General features: G+C 60.2%; 13 protein-coding genes. 6 read left to right on the top strand and 7 right to left on the bottom strand.

The features are described 5' to 3' along the window. The first annotated feature begins 103 nt into the window (after positions 1–103). The 6 genes from uvrA to JF535_RS06610 all read left to right on the top strand — a co-directional run bounded on the left by uvrA (position 104) and on the right by JF535_RS06610 (position 8,994). A complete protein-coding gene (gene uvrA, locus JF535_RS06635; RefSeq protein ID WP_207000533.1) occupies positions 104–2,929 on the top strand; it encodes an excinuclease ABC subunit UvrA in 2,826 nt (941 codons plus the stop codon). A gap of 45 nt (positions 2,930–2,974) precedes the next feature. After that, positions 2,975–4,201, top strand: coding sequence for an Nramp family divalent metal transporter (locus tag JF535_RS06630; protein ID WP_207000531.1), 1,227 nt, complete (start codon positions 2,975–2,977; stop codon positions 4,199–4,201). Positions 4,202–4,244: 43 nt separating this feature from the next. Then, complete coding sequence (gene pxpA / locus JF535_RS06625; protein ID WP_242523738.1) at positions 4,245–5,024, top strand: 5-oxoprolinase subunit PxpA; 780 nt, start codon at positions 4,245–4,247, stop codon at positions 5,022–5,024. After that, positions 5,015–5,785 (top strand): 5-oxoprolinase subunit PxpB, encoded by a 771-nt coding sequence (gene pxpB, locus JF535_RS06620; protein WP_207000529.1) that lies wholly within the window; start codon positions 5,015–5,017, stop codon positions 5,783–5,785. Before pxpA ends, pxpB begins: the two co-directional genes overlap by 10 nt. Then, a complete protein-coding gene (locus JF535_RS06615) occupies positions 5,782–6,714 on the top strand; it encodes a 5-oxoprolinase subunit C family protein (protein WP_207000519.1) in 933 nt (310 codons plus the stop codon). Before pxpB ends, JF535_RS06615 begins: the two co-directional genes overlap by 4 nt. Before the next feature lie 228 nt (positions 6,715–6,942). Beyond that, complete coding sequence (locus tag JF535_RS06610; protein ID WP_207000517.1) at positions 6,943–8,994, top strand: glycoside hydrolase family 19 protein; 2,052 nt, start codon at positions 6,943–6,945, stop codon at positions 8,992–8,994. Between the two features lie 85 nt (positions 8,995–9,079). Here JF535_RS06610 and JF535_RS06605 read toward each other — a convergent pair whose 3' ends face one another. The 7 genes from JF535_RS06605 to rpmJ all read right to left on the bottom strand — a co-directional run bounded on the left by JF535_RS06605 (position 9,080) and on the right by rpmJ (position 12,971). Continuing rightward, entirely contained in the window at positions 9,080–9,337 is a 258-nt protein-coding gene (locus JF535_RS06605; RefSeq protein ID WP_207000514.1) for a DUF1315 family protein, read from the bottom strand. A 123-nt stretch (positions 9,338–9,460) separates the two neighbouring features. Further along, on the bottom strand, positions 9,461–9,853 hold the full coding sequence (gene rplQ, locus JF535_RS06600; protein ID WP_010133817.1) for a 50S ribosomal protein L17: 393 nt from the start codon (positions 9,851–9,853) through the stop codon (positions 9,461–9,463). 125 nt (positions 9,854–9,978) lie between these two features. Then, positions 9,979–10,983, bottom strand: coding sequence for a DNA-directed RNA polymerase subunit alpha (locus tag JF535_RS06595; RefSeq protein ID WP_066967158.1), 1,005 nt, complete (start codon positions 10,981–10,983; stop codon positions 9,979–9,981). 45 nt (positions 10,984–11,028) lie between these two features. Then, positions 11,029–11,649, bottom strand: a complete 621-nt coding sequence (gene rpsD / locus JF535_RS06590; RefSeq protein WP_066967161.1) for a 30S ribosomal protein S4 — start codon at positions 11,647–11,649, stop codon at positions 11,029–11,031. Between the two features lie 15 nt (positions 11,650–11,664). Continuing rightward, positions 11,665–12,054 carry a 30S ribosomal protein S11 gene (rpsK, locus tag JF535_RS06585; RefSeq protein WP_043320820.1) on the bottom strand — a complete coding sequence of 130 codons (390 nt, stop codon included), beginning with the start codon at positions 12,052–12,054 and terminating at the stop codon, positions 11,665–11,667. A gap of 44 nt (positions 12,055–12,098) precedes the next feature. After that, the gene (gene rpsM / locus JF535_RS06580) at positions 12,099–12,455 is read right to left on the bottom strand and encodes a 30S ribosomal protein S13 (RefSeq protein WP_010133823.1); all 357 of its coding nucleotides are present in this window, start codon (positions 12,453–12,455) and stop codon (positions 12,099–12,101) included. Positions 12,456–12,854: 399 nt separating this feature from the next. Then, entirely contained in the window at positions 12,855–12,971 is a 117-nt protein-coding gene (rpmJ, locus tag JF535_RS06575; protein WP_010133825.1) for a 50S ribosomal protein L36, read from the bottom strand. Between the last annotated feature and the right edge of the window lie 38 nt (positions 12,972–13,009).

The following is a 13,009-nucleotide window of genomic DNA, read 5'->3' as shown; positions in this document are numbered from 1 at the left end:
TTCGCACACTGGCGCGCCAGATTATACTTGACCGTTTTCCCCCGCCCGGTTCCATCCGGGCCTGGTTGGCAACACCGCAGCCAGCAACACAACAGGACGCCCAGTGGACACGATTTACGTCAGAGGTGCGCGCACCCACAACCTGAAGAATATCGACCTGGATATTCCCCGCGACAAGCTGATCGTGATTACCGGCCTGTCGGGATCTGGTAAGTCCTCACTCGCCTTCGACACCCTGTATGCGGAGGGGCAGCGCCGCTATGTCGAGTCGCTGTCCACCTACGCACGCCAGTTCCTGTCGATGATGGAAAAGCCGGATGTGGACACCGTGGAGGGGCTGTCACCGGCCATCTCCATCGAGCAGAAATCCACCTCCCACAACCCGCGCTCCACCGTGGGCACCATCACCGAGATCTACGACTACCTGCGCCTGCTGTTTGCCCGCGTGGGTGAGCCCCGTTGCCCGGACCATCACGAACCGCTGCAGGCCCAGACCATCAGCCAGATGGTGGATCAGGTGCTGACCCTGCCGGAAGGCAGCAAGATCATGTTGCTGGCCCCGGTGATCCGCGACCGCAAGGGGGAACACCTGCATGTGTTTGAACAGCTGCGCCGGGATGGCTTTGTGCGCGCGCGCATCGACGGCACCGTGTGTGACCTGGACGACACCCCCAAGCTGGATAAACGCAAGAAACATACCGTCGAGGTGGTAGTGGACCGCTTCAAGGTGCGCGACGACCTGCAACTGCGCCTGGCGGAGTCCTTCGAAACTGCACTCAACCTGACCGATGGCATCGCCTCCATCAGCTTTATGGACGGCGATCAGGAAGACCGGCTGTTCTCCGCCCGCCACGCCTGCCCGGTGTGTGATTACTCACTGGATGAACTGGAACCGCGGCTGTTCTCGTTCAACAACCCCGCCGGCGCCTGCCCGGCCTGCGATGGCCTGGGGGTCAAGCAGTTCTTTGATGAAGACAAGGTCATCCTGGACCCGGAGAGCAGTATCTCCGAAGGCGCCATCCGCGGCTGGGATCGCCGCAACATCTACTACTACCACATGCTGGATTCCCTGGCGGAACACTACGACTTCGACCTGGACAAGCCGTGGAAGAAATTGCGCAAGCGGGACCGGGAAGTCATCCTGCACGGCAGTGGCGATACCCCCATCGACTTCAGCTATGTGAATGATCGCGGCGATGTCACCGTGCGCCGCCACACCTTCGAGGGCATCATCCCCAATTTCCAGCGCCGCTACCGGGACACCGAGTCCCAGTCCGTGCGTGAAGAGCTGGCCAAGTACCTGAGCACCCAGAAATGTCCGGACTGTAGTGGTACCCGTCTGCGCCGGGAAGCGCGCAACGTGTTTGTGGACAACCAGACCCTGTCACAGATCACCGAGCTACCGGTGGGCGACGCCTTCGAGTACTTTGCGCACCAGCTCAAGTTCAAGGGCGCGCAGAAGGAGATCGCCGACAAGATCCTCAAGGAGCTGCGCGATCGCTTCCGTTTCCTGGTGGATGTGGGCCTCAACTACCTGACCCTCAACCGCAGCGCCGAAACCCTGTCCGGCGGCGAGGCCCAGCGCATCCGCCTGGCCAGCCAGATCGGCGCCGGCCTTGTGGGGGTCATGTACATCCTCGATGAACCTTCCATCGGCCTGCACCAGCGCGACAACGAGCGCCTGCTGAACACCCTCACCCACCTGCGGGATATCGGCAACACGGTGATCGTGGTGGAACACGACGAGGACGCCATTCGCGCGGCCGACTTCATCGTCGATATCGGCCCCGGCGCCGGGGTACACGGGGGCGAAGTGGTGGCCGCCGGCAGCCACGACGAGATCGCCGCCTGCGAGCGCTCACTCACCGGGCAGTACCTGTCCGGCGTCAAGCAGATAGCCGTGCCCAAAACACGCCACCCCGCCAACGGCGAGGTATTGCGTATCGAGGGAGCCACCGGCAACAATCTGAAAAATGTCGATCTGGAAATTCCCGTGGGGCTGTTCACCTGTGTCACCGGCGTCTCCGGCTCGGGCAAGTCCACCCTGATCAACACCACCCTGTACCCGCTGGCGGCCACTGCGCTGAACAAGGCCACCACCCTGCGCGCGTCGCCCCACAAAGCGATTCAGGGCCTGGAGCATTTCGACAAATGTGTCGACATCGACCAGAGTCCGATCGGCCGCACACCGCGCTCGAACCCGGCCACCTATACCGGCATATTCACCCCCATCCGCGAACTGTTTTCCGGCACCCAGGAAGCCCGCTCGCGGGGCTACAAGCCCGGTCGTTTCAGTTTCAATGTGAAAGGTGGCCGCTGCGAAGCCTGCCAGGGCGATGGCGTGATCAAGGTGGAAATGCACTTCCTGCCGGATATTTACGTGCCCTGCGACACCTGCAAGGGCAAACGCTACAACCGGGAAACCCTGGAAGTGCACTACAAGGGCAAGAACATCCACGAAGTGCTGGAAATGACCGTGGAAGATGCACGGGAGTTTTTTGACCCGGTGCCATCCATCGCCAAAAAACTGCAGACCCTGATGGATGTCGGCCTGTCTTACATCAAGCTCGGCCAGGCGGCGACCACCCTGTCCGGCGGTGAGGCGCAGCGGGTCAAGCTGTCCCGCGAATTGTCCAAGCGCGACACCGGCCAGACCCTGTATATTCTCGACGAGCCCACCACCGGCCTCCACTTTGCGGATATCCAATTGCTGCTGGATGTACTGCACCGACTGCGTGACCATGGCAACACCATCGTGGTGATCGAACACAACCTGGACGTGATCAAAACCGCAGACTGGATTGTGGACCTCGGCCCGGAAGGCGGCTCCGGCGGGGGCGAAATCATCGCATCCGGCACACCGGAGCAGGTGGCGAAGATCAAGGGGTCACACACCGGGCGTTTCCTCAAGCCGATGCTAAAAAAATAAGCCACAGATACCGACGCGAACGCGCCACCACCCCCGGGAATTTCAATGAAAAAAATAAAACCTTCCCTCAGTATCGGCCCGGCGACCATGGTCGCCGCCGCATTTATCGGGCCGGGCACGGTCATCACTGCCAGCCTGGCCGGTGCCCAGTACGGTTATGCGCTGCTGTGGGCGCTGCTGTTTGCCATTCTCGCGAGCATCATTTTGCAGGAAATGGCCGCGCGCCTCGGCGTCGTTACCGGCGCTGGGCTGGGGGAAAACATTCGCCAGTTTCTCCGCCACCCACTGCTGCGCTGGCCCGCCCTGGGGCTGGTGATTGGCGCAATCGTGATCGGCAATGCTGCGTACGAAGGCGGCAACCTGGCCGGCGCCAGCCTCGGTCTGAAACTGCTCACTGATACTGAGCTGGCCGCGGGCACGACCTCCCTGTGGCCCATGGTGGTTGCCGCCATCGCCGCCGCCCTGTTGTGGAGCGGCAACTACCGCCTTATCGAGCGCGCCCTGATCGTGCTGGTGGCGCTGATGAGCCTCGCGTTTCTCCTCACCTTTATCATCACCCGCCCGGATCTGTCGGCGCTGTTTCGAGGCCTGCTGACCCCGACCGTACCCAGCGGTGCGGCACTCACCGTGATTGCACTGATCGGCACCACGGTGGTGCCCTACAACCTGTTTTTACACAGTTCCAGTGCCAGTAAAAAGTGGCACTCCGCCGACGACCTGCCGGCGGCGCGCCGGGATATCTTTTTCTCGATCCCGGTGGGCGGGTTGATTTCCATTGCCATCGTGTCCACCAGTGCCGCGGCATTTTTCAGCCACCAGCTGAGCATCGCCAGTGCCGGGGATATGGCACAGGCGCTGCAGCCGCTGTTTGGCAAATCCGCGGTGTACTGCATGGGCATAGGCCTGTTCGCCGCGGGCATTTCTTCTGCGCTGACCGCGCCGCTGGCATCGGCCTACGCTCTAAGCGGTGTGCTGGGCAAACCGGCGGATCTCAACGCACTGCAGTTTCGCACCATCTGGCTCAGTATCATCGTGATCGGTGCCCTGCTGGCCACCCAGGACATCCGCCCCATCCGCCTGATCTGGTTTGCGCAAATTGCCAACGGCCTGCTGCTGCCGATCGTCACCCTGTTTTTATTGTGGGCCATGAACACTCGCGCATTGGGTACTTACCGCAATAACTGGTGGCAAAATCTGCTGGGGCTAGTGGTTCTGCTGATTGCCGTTGCCCTGGGTGGGCGCAGCCTGGCTTCGGCATTTGGCTGGTTGTGAACACTCGACAGAAACCCGCAAGAGAAACGCGCAAGAGAAAAGAATGATGCATTCGGGCACAACCTCTCCCGCAATTCTGATTGATATCAATTGCGACCTGGGCGAAGGCAATAGTGAGGCCGACTGCGCGCGCGACGCACGGCTGATGCGCTATATTTCCCGCTGCAATATTGCCTGCGGCGGCCATGCGGGCAATGCGACAACCATGTCGCTGTCGTTAAAAAATGCGCGTGCAGCCGGCATTGCCGCCGGTGCCCATCCGGGTTACCCGGATCCGGAAAATTTCGGTCGCACAACGCTTGCGCTACCCCGGCAGGAACTGCTCCGCGCCGTGCGCGAACAAATACAGGGCCTGCAGCAACTTGCCGCGGCAGAGCAGGTGCCGCTCACCCATATCAAGCTGCACGGTGCGCTGTACAACGACGCGGAAGGCGATGACCGTCTCGCGGACGATCTGGTGGGATTGATCGCGCAGGCCTTCCCCGGATTAACGCTGCTTGTGCTGGCCAACGGGGCGATGGAGCGGGCCGCCAAACGATACCGGCACCCGCTGTTGCGCGAAGGTTTTATGGATCGCCGTTATCTCAACGACCACCAGCTCGCTCCTCGCAATATGCCCGGTGCGGTTATCGAGGATTTTACGCAGTGCCTGGAGCAGGTTACGGCCCTCGCCACCGACCAGCCGTTTTCCAGTATCCAGGGCCAAACGCTTCAGTTCGCCGTAGACAGCCTCTGCCTGCACGGTGACAACCCCCAGGCGGAATCCATCGCGCAGGCGTTACACCGCGCACTGCAGCGGGCAGGTATCGGCGTATGTCGCTAGACCCACACTTTACTATTGCACCCAATGGCGACGCCGCCCTGGATATTCGTTTTGCGGCGCAACCGGGCGAGCAATTGAGCGAATCCATCATCGCCCTCGCGGAATCCATCGAGTCGGCCGCATTGCCTGCCGTCACCGAGCTGGTGCCCGCCTATCAGTGTCTAACCGTGTGTTTCGATCCGTTGCAGCTGCCCGATTCCGGGACAGGGCGGCCGGACACCTCGGAACTGGAACAAGCACTCGCGGTGCTCGCACGAGGCCCGGCGGTCCGGCAGCCAGCACCGCCGCGCGAGCGCTACCTGATTCGAATTCCCGTGTGTTACGACGCGGCATTCGCGCCGGACATGCAAGCCCTGAGCGCACATTCCGGGCTCACCCCGGACGATATTATTTCCCGCCATACCGCGCCGCAGTACCTGGTGCATATGCTCGGATTTACCCCGGGATTTCTCTACCTTGGCGGACTCGACACCCGGCTGCATTGCCCGCGCAAGGCGCGTCCGGCACTCAATGTACCCGCGGGGTCGGTAGGTATCGGCGGGACCCAGACCGGGATCTATCCACAGGCCACGCCCGGCGGCTGGCAGATCATCGGGCGCACCCCGCTCGCCCTGTTTCAGCCGGAGCGAGATTTCCCGTTTGTCGCCCGGCCCCTGGACCGAATCCAGTTTGTGGCCATCAGCGCGGAGGAATTCCAGCACACGGAGCCAGGTTGCGCCCCGCAAAAAACACCTCTGGCGGATACGGAGGCGAAACAATGAGCCTGCGTATCATCAAGCCCGGCCTGCAGACCACCATTCAGGACGGTGGACGGCCTGGCAACCTGCGCTGGGGGCTCTCCCGTGGCGGAGCCGCAGATACTTTCGCGATGGCCCTTGGCAACCTGCTGCTGGGTAATCCACCTCAGCACCCATGCCTCGAGGTCGCCATCACCGGCCCGGAAATCGAATTCTCCGCGGCGACCGCAGTCGCCGTCACTGGCGCCCGTTTTGATCTGGCGCACAACGACAGGCCGGTGGGCAACGACGAAGTGCTGCAGATGCGTCCGGGTGACCGGCTGCGCTTCGGTCCGCTCAGGTCTGGTGCCCGCGCGTATGTCACGCTTGCCGCCGATTTCCAGCTGGCGGCCACCCTCGACAGTCTGTCCACCCATGTCATCGCCGGTTTCGGCGGATGGCAGGGGCGGCCACTCAAGGCCGGTGACCAGATCCCACTGCAACACTGCCGCGCCGTGCCTGACCGAAAACTTCCTGCCCAATACCGCCTGGACTACGCATCCAGGCCGCTGTTGCGGGTCGTGCCCGGGCTCGAGGCATCCCATTTTACCGGCGATGCTGTGGCGCGTTTTTATGCCGGCGGCTTTACGGTATCGCCCCAGAGCAACCGTATGGGTATCCGCCTGGCGGGGGAGCCCCTGCCTGCGGAAACACTCCCGCAACAGGTTTCCGCGGCACTTTGCCCCGGCACCGTACAGGTACCACCCAACGGCCTGCCCATTATCAGTTTTGTGGAGGGGCAGACCATCGGCGGTTACCCGCGCATCGCCCATGTCATCAGCGCGGATGTGCATCGCCTCGCCCAGCTGCCCGCCGGCGCACGACTGGATTTCGAGCAAGTCGAGCAGGCCACGGCCCACCAGGTTCTGAGAGAAAAGTCGCACCTGCTGGCGGACCTTCCCCGCTTACTGTGAGCGTTCCAGCGGTGACCACCGCCTCGCAACCGGCAAACTCGCGTTAGCGACGCCACCAGTTCACAGTTCACCCGCGTCGATCAGCGACACCCGGTATTTGGCGCCCTGTCCCCTTCCCGAGCGCAACGGCTTTCGCTAACTTCTCATCCCGCAAATGACAACGCTGTCACATGGTTGAGCAGCTGCATTTGCGCGCAACACATAACAATAAATTAAATTGGAGAAGACATGTCTCGTCAGTCATGGCCCGCCAGGGCCCATATCGAATCGCGCCGCCCCCGGGTCAACGCCAGAAAGCCGCTCCAGAGGTCCCTGGGTGCCGCCCTGTGCGCGCTGCTACTCTCGCCAGCCCTCACACAGGCCAACCCTCCTGCCGCGCCCTACCAGGCCGGACAGAGCTATGCTGGCGGGAGTCAGGTCTGCTTCCAGCAGGACCTGTTCCGCGCACAGTGGTGGGCCGGGCCAAGCGACTCGCCAGAGGCCGCCTATACCGCCGCCAACAGTTGGGATAGCCCCTGGCTTCTACAGGACCCAGGAGTCTGCGCGACAGACACCGGCAACCTGGCCCCGGTTGCCCGGGCCATTGCCAACCCGCAAGAGGTCACCGGTGCCGCCAGCATCGCACTCGACGGCAGCCTGTCTTCCGACCCGGAAGGCGATTCCCTCACCTTCCAGTGGACTCAAATTGCCCCGACATCGCCTCAGGCCAGTATCCTCAACCCCAATAGCAGCGGCACCCAGGTGGACCTGCCACCGGTGGAAGCCGATACCGGGTATGAATTCCGCCTGAGCGTCGCGGATGCCGAGCACACGGCCTATGCAACGGTTGCCCTGCTACAGCGCGCCGGGACGGTTATCCCACCACTGCCGACCATTGTGATTACCGCCCCCGCCAGCACCACTGCCTGCCCAGGCAGTATCACCCTCAGCGCAGCCGACTCCAGCTATCCCGACGGCGCGAACTACGTGTTCCAATGGCGACAGCTGAGCGGCCCAAGCGCTGAGATCATCACACCGGATGCAGATACAACGACGGTGAATCTCCCCGACACCAGCACTGGCGCTGCCTACGAATTCGCGTTCGAGGTGACGAATGGCGAGGTCAGCGTGAACGAGACCGCGACCGTGCAGCAGCAATGCAGCAGCGGCGGCGGCTTCAGTATCCCACTCAGTACACTGGCAACACGGGAAGCGGAATTGACGTCCAGTGCGCTATTCACCCAGGTAAAAGCCTCGATCGTCACACTGGATAACCCGCAGGTGGAAGCGGTGGTCCCGGGTAGACTGCAAAACCCCGCAAATGTTCGCCGCGTGGAATCCATCCTCACCGGCGCGGACTGGGATTTCCTGTTTCCGGTGCGCGCGGAGGAGTACTCGTACACCAGTTTCCTGCGCGCGGTGGCCAAGTTCCCCGCCTTCTGCGGTGACTACAATGACGGCCGCAACGCCGACGCCATCTGCCGGAAATCGTTGGCGACGATGTTTGCCCACTTCACCCAGGAAACCGGCGGGCACTCTCCGCACTGGGCAGAGCCTGAATGGCGCCAGGGGCTGTACTTCATTCGCGAGCAGGGATGGAGCGAGGGGACACCCAATGGCTACGGCGTGTGTGATCCGTCCACCTGGCAGGCGCAACAATGGCCCTGTGCCACCTTTGCCGACGGCAGCTACAAAAGCTATTTCGGACGCGGCGCAAAGCAGCTGAGCTACAACTACAACTACGGCCCCTTCTCTGCCGCCATGTTCGGCGATGTAACCGTGCTGCTGCAGGAGCCCCACCTTGTGGCGGACACCTGGCTCAACCTGGCCAGCGCGGTGTTTTTCTTCGTCTATCCGCAGCCACCCAAGCCCAGCATGCTGCACGTGATTGATGGCACCTGGCAGCCCAATAGCCAGGACTTGAGCAGTGGCTTGGTACCCGGGTTTGGGGTTACCACAATGATCATCAATGGCGGTATCGAATGTGGCGGCAGCAGCGAACACGCACAATCGCAAAACCGCATTGACTACTATCGTAACTTCACCGAATTCCTGAGTGTCCCGCTACCCGCCGACGAAGTACTTGGCTGCGCGAGCATGGACCGGTTCGCAGTGGGTGGGGCCGGCGCCATGGAGATCTACTGGGAACAGGACTGGAGCTGGGATCCGCAATACCCCAATGGCGAAAGTTATGCCTGCAAGCTGGTTGGCTACCAGACACGCTTTTCCGCCTTTATCGAAGGCGACTATGTCCGCTGTGTGCAGCATTTTTTCGACGTAGACATTGACTACAACCGCTAGCCAGACTGGCGGTCATAAAAAAGGCCGGAGATTTCCGGCCTTTTTTACTTGAGCACAAGATACGTGCCCGGGGAAGCGGCGGCGATCAGCCATCGACCCAGGTCACGGTCTCGTCTTCGTGCTTGTCGGCACAGGGCGTTGCTTTTGGCGGTACATAACCGACCCGCGATTCCGGAGTGGCGTTGCGCTGCTCCCAGTAGACCACCGCTTCGCCACACAGCAACCGCTGCTGCTCGGTCAGTGCGACCCCATTCGGCCACTTGCCCAGCTCGATGGCACGCTTCAGGCTGCCAACGATCTGCGGATTCAAGATTTTCAGCAAGTCATCCAACGAGTCAAACATCACCAATGGCCTCACAGCGGAAGGGCGAACATTAAGAGCTAAAAACAAGAAAAGCCGGTCAGAGACCGGCCTTCCTTTGCTCGAGACCCCGAAAGGTACCGAAATCACCTAAAGCGAGTTGCCTCAGGCTTCTGCAGCTTCTGCAGTCTCGTCCGCTACCGGACGATCCACCAGCTCGACGTAGGCCATCGGCGCCTTGTCGCCAGCGCGGAAACCACATTTCAGAATGCGGATGTATCCGCCCGGACGGGCTTCGTAACGGGGACCCAGTTCGTCGAACAGCTTGCGCACGGCATCCTTGTCACGGATACGAGCAAAAGCCAGACGGCGGTTGGCTACACTGTCCTTCTTGGCCAGGGTGATCAGCGGCTCGGCAACGCGACGCAGCTCCTTGGCTTTCGGCAGTGTGGTTTTGATCAGTTCGTGCTCTACCAGAGAAGCGGTCATGTTCTTGAACATGGCTTTACGGTGAGAGCTGGTACGACTGAATTTACGGCCACTATAACGATGACGCATAACTCAATTCCTCACGACTTCGATTGCTTTCTCAGCAAGTCGTCTGGGAGTGGTACTAGCGGGAAACGCGCACCACTCGGTTTTCTTCACGCGGGCGGGCAAAACACGCCCGCGCCACAAACGCTTTACAGGGAGCTCAGCTTGCTGTCGCCCTTGAGGCTGGCCGGCGGCCAGTTCTCAAGACGCATACCCAGGGAAAGACCACGGGAAGCCAGCACGTCCTTGATTTCGGTCAGGGACTTTTTACCCAGGTTCGGGGTCTTCAGCAGCTCTACTTCAGTGCGCTGAATCAGGTCACCGATGTAGTAGATGTTTTCTGCCTTCAGACAGTTCGCCGAACGCACGGTCAGCTCGAGGTCATCCACCGGACGCAACAGCACCGGATCAACTTCCTCTTCCTTCGCTTCCGGCTGGGCATCCTTCTCGCCTTCCAGGTCCACAAACACTGCCAGCTGCTGCTGGAGGATTGTAGCGGCGCGACGGATCGCTTCTTCCGGATCCAGAGTACCGTTGGTCTCCAGGTCCAGAACCAGCTTGTCCAGGTCGGTGCGCTGTTCTACACGCGCGGATTCCACGCTGTAGGAAACACGGCGAACCGGGCCAAAGGACGCATCCAGTTGCAGGCGACCGATCGAGCGGGTCTCTTCCTCATCTTCACGACGGGCATCGGCGGGCTGGTAGCCACGGCCGCGCGCGACGGTCAGACGCAGGTTGAGTTCCACGTCGCCGGTAATGTTGGCAATCACGTGCTCTGGGTTCACGATTTCGATGTCGTGGTCCACCTGGATATCGCCAGCGGTTACCGCACCTGGGCCTTTCTTGCTCAGGCTCAGCACTGCCTGGTCCTTGCCGTGCATCACCACCGCAATTTCCTTCAGGTTCAGCAGGATTTCAATTACGTCTTCCTGCACACCTTCAATTGCGCTGTACTCGTGCTCAACACCGTCGATCTCAACTTCAGTGACGGCGCAGCCTGGCATGGAGGACAGCAGGATGCGGCGCAGTGCGTTGCCGAGAGTGTGGCCAAAGCCACGCTCCAGCGGTTCCAGAACCACTTTGGCGTGGTTCTGGTTGTACTCGGTGACGTCAATACGACGAGGTGTCAAAAACTCGTTGACAGCAGTCTGCATAGCCATACCTGTATTACAGTTTTATTCCTTAAATGGAACAGAGCCTTACTTGGAGTAGAGTTCCACGATAAGGTTTTCATTGATCTCTGCCGGCAGATCCACGCGATCGGGAACACGCTTGAAGGTACCTTCGAGCTTGGTCGCGTTCACGTCTACCCACTCTACGTCACCGCGCTGTGCAGCGAGGGAAACGGAGTTCTGGATACGCATCTGCTTTTTGGCTTTCTCACGGATAGAAATCACGTCGCCTTCCTTAACCTGATAGGAAGGAATGTTGACGGCGCTACCGTTCACCAGGATCGCCTTGTGAGATACCAGCTGACGCGCTTCAGAGCGAGTAGAGCCGAAGCCCATGCGGTAAACCACGTTGTCGAGGCGTTTTTCCAGGAGTTTCAACAGGTTTTCACCGGTTGCACCTTTCAGACGCGCCGCTTCCTTATAGTAGTTACGGAACTGCTTTTCCAGCACACCGTAGATACGGCGTACTTTTTGCTTTTCACGCAGCTGAACGCCGTAGTCGGACAGACGACCGCGACCGGCGCCATGAACGCCAGGCTTGGTTTCCGCGCGACACTTGGATTCGTGCGGGCGAACGCCACTTTTCAGCTGAAGATCGGTACCTTCCCGACGGGAAAGCTTACATTTTGGTCCAATATAACGTGCCATTTCGTCAACCCCCTCTTACACGCGACGTTTCTTGGGCGGACGACAACCGTTATGCGGGATCGGCGTCACGTCGGTGATGTTGGTGATCTTGTAGCCGCAGTTGTTCAGGGCGCGAACGGCAGATTCACGACCCGGGCCTGGGCCCTTTACTTCGACATCAAGGTTTTTCAGGCCATACTCCTGAGCGGCAGTACCTGCACGTTCAGCGGCAACCTGGGCTGCGAAAGGGGTGCTCTTACGAGAACCACGGAAACCGGAGCCACCCGCGGTAGCCCAGCTCAGAGTGTTGCCCTGACGGTCAGTGATCGTCACGATCGTGTTGTTGAACGATGCGTGGATGTGGGCAACACCGTCGACAACGGTCTTTTTGACCTTTTTGCGAACAGTAGTTTTTGGCTTAGCCATACCTGTATCCTAAATCCTGTACTTGTGAAGACTTGCGCGATTGCTTACTTGCGAATCGGCTTGCGCGGACCCTTACGGGTACGGGCGTTAGTCTTGGTGCGCTGACCGCGAAGCGGCAGGCTGCGACGGTGACGCAGACCGCGGAAGCAACCCAGGTCCATCAGACGTTTGATGTTCATGGACACTTCACGACGCAGATCACCTTCAACGGTCAGTTTTGCAACTTCACCGCGGATGGTTTCGATCTGGTCTTCGGACAGATCACGAAGTTTGGTGGATTCAGCGATACCTACCGCTGCCAGAATAGACTTGGCCGTAGTGCGTCCGACACCATAAATATGGGTCAGGGAGATCACGGCGTGCTTGTGGTCTGGTACGTTTACACCAGCAATACGTGCCATAGAGGCGTACTCCACGTATTGTGAACCGGCGCTACTTTGGTGATGGCGCGGTTCAATTCTCAATTCGGCGCTGACAGCGAATAAAAAGCCACCAGCACCACCAAAAAGGCGCGCAAGAATAGCTTTTCAAACACCAAATTGCAATAGCCCGCCCTCCCAGAGCCGAAACCCAGGGCAAAGCGGACGACAGTCAACGCCCCCTTTTGAAACCTCCGGGTCAGCACGACGGCGACTCTCGGGTTTCGCCGCAAAGCAGACTGCCTTGCGGAGCGCCTTTTTACACGGGGCTGTGCAAGAAGGCAAATATTTTCACGAACAATGGTGTCAACTGGCCGTTTCCTTCGGATAGACACCTGGCCCGCCTTCCATGGCGAGTCGGTAATCGGCGCTTGGCGCCGATTAGCCCTGCCGCTGCTTGTGACGCGGCTCGGCGCTGCAGATAACCCGCAGAACGCCTTTGCGACGTACGATTTTGCAGTTACGGCAGATCTTTTTAACAGAAGCGCGTACTTTCATGACCTTACCTCAATTCAATCCTGCTGCTGTGGATACCG

Source organism: Microbulbifer salipaludis, assembly GCF_017303155.1.
Classification (GTDB): domain Bacteria; phylum Pseudomonadota; class Gammaproteobacteria; order Pseudomonadales; family Cellvibrionaceae; genus Microbulbifer; species Microbulbifer salipaludis.
Note: the sequence above shows the minus strand (reverse complement) of the source record. Positions and strands in the feature narration are given on the sequence as shown.

What these genes read in the sequence shown, in the direction of transcription:
- pxpB (WP_207000529.1), top strand. Translation starts at nt 5,015, where the DNA reads ATGTCGCTAGACCCACACTTTACTATTGCACCCAATGGCGACGCCGCC.
- JF535_RS06605 (WP_207000514.1), bottom strand. Translation starts at nt 9,337, where the DNA reads ATGTTTGACTCGTTGGATGACTTGCTGAAAATCTTGAATCCGCAGATC.
- rpsM (WP_010133823.1), bottom strand. Translation starts at nt 12,455, where the DNA reads ATGGCACGTATTGCTGGTGTAAACGTACCAGACCACAAGCACGCCGTG.
- rplQ (WP_010133817.1), bottom strand. Translation starts at nt 9,853, where the DNA reads ATGCGTCATCGTTATAGTGGCCGTAAATTCAGTCGTACCAGCTCTCAC.
- rpsD (WP_066967161.1), bottom strand. Translation starts at nt 11,649, where the DNA reads ATGGCACGTTATATTGGACCAAAATGTAAGCTTTCCCGTCGGGAAGGT.
- pxpA (WP_242523738.1), top strand. Translation starts at nt 4,245, where the DNA reads ATGATGCATTCGGGCACAACCTCTCCCGCAATTCTGATTGATATCAAT.
- JF535_RS06595 (WP_066967158.1), bottom strand. Translation starts at nt 10,983, where the DNA reads ATGCAGACTGCTGTCAACGAGTTTTTGACACCTCGTCGTATTGACGTC.
- JF535_RS06630 (WP_207000531.1), top strand. Translation starts at nt 2,975, where the DNA reads ATGAAAAAAATAAAACCTTCCCTCAGTATCGGCCCGGCGACCATGGTC.
- rpsK (WP_043320820.1), bottom strand. Translation starts at nt 12,054, where the DNA reads ATGGCTAAGCCAAAAACTACTGTTCGCAAAAAGGTCAAAAAGACCGTT.
- rpmJ (WP_010133825.1), bottom strand. Translation starts at nt 12,971, where the DNA reads ATGAAAGTACGCGCTTCTGTTAAAAAGATCTGCCGTAACTGCAAAATC.
- JF535_RS06615 (WP_207000519.1), top strand. Translation starts at nt 5,782, where the DNA reads ATGAGCCTGCGTATCATCAAGCCCGGCCTGCAGACCACCATTCAGGAC.
- JF535_RS06610 (WP_207000517.1), top strand. Translation starts at nt 6,943, where the DNA reads ATGTCTCGTCAGTCATGGCCCGCCAGGGCCCATATCGAATCGCGCCGC.